The following is a 2,401-nucleotide window of genomic DNA, read 5'->3' as shown; positions in this document are numbered from 1 at the left end:
CCGCGCCGGGTGTCGCGCCCGTCGCTGGTGGGCGTCGACGCCCGGACCCTGGCCGAGCTGGTGAGCCGGGACTGACGCGGGTCAGCCGTGTCGCCGGGACTCGCGCCGCTCAGTCCGTGCCGTCCGAGGGCGCGACCGGCACGTCGCCGTGCTTGGTGGCCACGACGGCCAGGTAGTGCAGCGGCTCCCCGCGCACGTCGAGCCGGTGCCGGTACCGCTCGCGGGCGCGCACCTCGAACAACCCCTCCCGCTCGCACCGGCGGACGAACCGGGCGAAACCGGATTCGTCGGACTCGGACAGGAACCGGTCCCGGATCGTGAAGGCGATCCGGCCGCCGTCGGCGACGAGGTTCACCGCCGTCGCGAACGCCCGCACCGGAATGTCGCCGAACCCGAGCGCGGCCACGCAGGTCAACGCGTTGAACCGGTGACCGGTCAGCGTCCGTTCCTGCTCGGCGGTCAGCCGGGTCAGGTCGCACACGTGGTAGTCGTCGTAGAGCTCCGGACGGTCCCGCAGCGCCGCCCGCCGGGCCTCGTCGAGCAGGTCCACCCCGACCAGATACCCCGCGCCCACCGTGCGCAGCTGCTCGGCGATCAGGCCGTTGCCCGCGCCGAGGTCCAGCACCCGCAGCGACGCGGGGTCGGTGCCGGAGGCCTGCACCTCCTCCTTGAGCAGCTTGCCCACCACGTCCGGCGACCGGCAGTCCAGCAGATCGTGGAACAGCGTCTCGTAGAGCCCGGGCACGGCGAAGATCCGGTCGTAGTCGTGGAACCGGATGTCCCGCCAGGCGCCGTCGAGCCGGACCGAGCAGTACTCGGTGTCCTGGTCGAGTCCGCACTCGGTGTCCTGGTCGAGTCCGCCCGGGTTCTCCGGGAGTCGCACGTCGGGCCGGGTCCCGCCCGCCGCGGGGGCCTGCGGTGACCCAGGGGAGGAGGTGTCTGCCATATCACGATCTTTTCGCGTCGAAGTCCACACGCGCGTCGCTGCCGCGTTCCCTGCGCGATCAGCAAACTACCGCGCGCAGTACCGCGTCAACGTCGCCTGCGCCACGTGCGCCACGCCCGGACCGGGCCGCCCGTCGGCGCGTGCGGCGCGGATGGAAGGATTCCGGGGCGTGAAGACCTTCGACGAGCTGTACGCGGAACTCCTCCAGCGCGCCGACACGCGGCCCGAGGGGTCGGGCACCGTGCGTGCCCTCGACGCCGGGGTGCACGAGCAGGGCAAGAAGGTGCTCGAGGAGGCGGGCGAGGTCTGGATCGCGGCCGAGCACGAGTCCGACGAGCGCCTCGCCGAGGAGATCTCGCAGCTGCTCTACCGGGTCCAGGTCCTCATGCTCGGGCGGGGCGTCACCAGCGAGGACGTCTACCGCCACCTGTGAGGGTCGTCTCGCCGGTCCCGGGTGGCGGCCCGCCGACCACCTCCGCTGGGGTGGACACCGGCGCCCGCCCGCCCGGCCGGAGCGGGCACGGGCAGCGACAACGTCAGGAGGGAACATCATGCTGCGGTTCGCGGTGCCGAACAAGGGCGCGCTGGCGGGACCGGCGTCGGAGATGCTCGCCGAGGCGGGGTACCGGCAGCGGCCCGAGCAGCGGGACCTGACCATCCTGGACACCGTCAACGACGTCGAGTTCTTCTTCCTCCGGCCCAAGGACATCCCGATCTACGTCGGCTCGGGTGACCTGGACCTGGGGATCACCGGCCGGGATCTGGCACTGGACTCGGGGGCACCGGTCGAGGAGACCCTGTCGCTCGGGTTCGGGGGCTCCACCTTCCGCTACGCCGCCCCCGCCGTGCGGGAGTGGACGATCCCCGACCTGGCGGGCAAGCGCCTGGCCACCTCCTATCCGCGGCTGGTGGCCGACGACCTCGCCCGGCACGGGGTGGAGGCCGACGTCATCCGGCTGGACGGGGCCGTGGAGATCTCGGTGCAGCTCGGGGTCGCCGACGCCATCGCCGACGTCGTGGGGTCCGGCCGCACCCTGCGCCAGCACGACCTGGTCGCCTTCGGTGACCCCATCTGCGTGTCCGAGGCGGTGCTCCTCCACCGCGCGGGCAACGCCACGTCGAAACCGATCGCGCAGATGGCCGCCCGGCTGCAGGGCGTGGTGTTCGCCCAGCAGTACATGATGCTGGACTACGACTGCCCGCGGACACTGCTCGACGACGCCATCGCCATCACCCCGGGGCTGGAGTCGCCCACCGTCGCCCCGCTCGCGGACCCCGACTGGGTGGCCGTCCGGGCGATGGTGTCCCGCAAGCAGGTGAACTCGGTCATGGACGAGCTGGCCGCCGTCGGCGCCCGCGCGATCCTCGCCTCCGACATCCGCGCCTCCCGGCTCTGACCCGGTCGCCCCGACGGGCGACGACGACCCGGGTCGCCCGACGGGCGACCGGGCGGCC

General features: G+C 73.0%; 3 protein-coding genes. 2 read left to right on the top strand and 1 reads right to left on the bottom strand.

What is annotated here, in order from left to right:
• Nucleotides 1-109 precede the first annotated feature (109 nt).
• Nucleotides 110-946: a class I SAM-dependent DNA methyltransferase gene (locus tag ACTIR_RS0100520; RefSeq protein WP_026452824.1), complete on the bottom strand. Its 837-nt coding sequence runs from the start codon at nt 944-946 to the stop codon at nt 110-112.
• A 169-nt stretch (nt 947-1,115) separates the two neighbouring features.
• Between ACTIR_RS0100520 and ACTIR_RS0100515 the strand changes: the two genes are divergently transcribed.
• Together ACTIR_RS0100515 and hisG are read left to right on the top strand one after the other, a co-directional pair.
• Nucleotides 1,116-1,379: a phosphoribosyl-ATP diphosphatase gene (locus ACTIR_RS0100515; protein WP_007026974.1), complete on the top strand. Its 264-nt coding sequence runs from the start codon at nt 1,116-1,118 to the stop codon at nt 1,377-1,379.
• A 118-nt stretch (nt 1,380-1,497) separates the two neighbouring features.
• Complete coding sequence (hisG, locus tag ACTIR_RS0100510; protein ID WP_007026973.1) at nt 1,498-2,343, top strand: ATP phosphoribosyltransferase; 846 nt, start codon at nt 1,498-1,500, stop codon at nt 2,341-2,343.
• The last annotated feature ends 58 nt before the right edge of the window (nt 2,344-2,401 follow it).

It is taken from the genome of Saccharomonospora iraqiensis subsp. iraqiensis (assembly GCF_000430445.1).
GTDB lineage: Bacteria > Actinomycetota > Actinomycetes > Mycobacteriales > Pseudonocardiaceae > Saccharomonospora > Saccharomonospora iraqiensis.
The sequence above is the reverse complement of the archived record's forward strand: the minus strand, read 5'-3'. Positions and strand labels throughout refer to the sequence as shown.

Bases quoted from the DNA above. Each gene is read 5' to 3' on its own strand.
- ACTIR_RS0100520 (WP_026452824.1), bottom strand. From the start codon at position 946: ATGGCAGACACCTCCTCCCCTGGGTCACCGCAGGCCCCCGCGGCGGGC.
- hisG (WP_007026973.1), top strand. From the start codon at position 1,498: ATGCTGCGGTTCGCGGTGCCGAACAAGGGCGCGCTGGCGGGACCGGCG.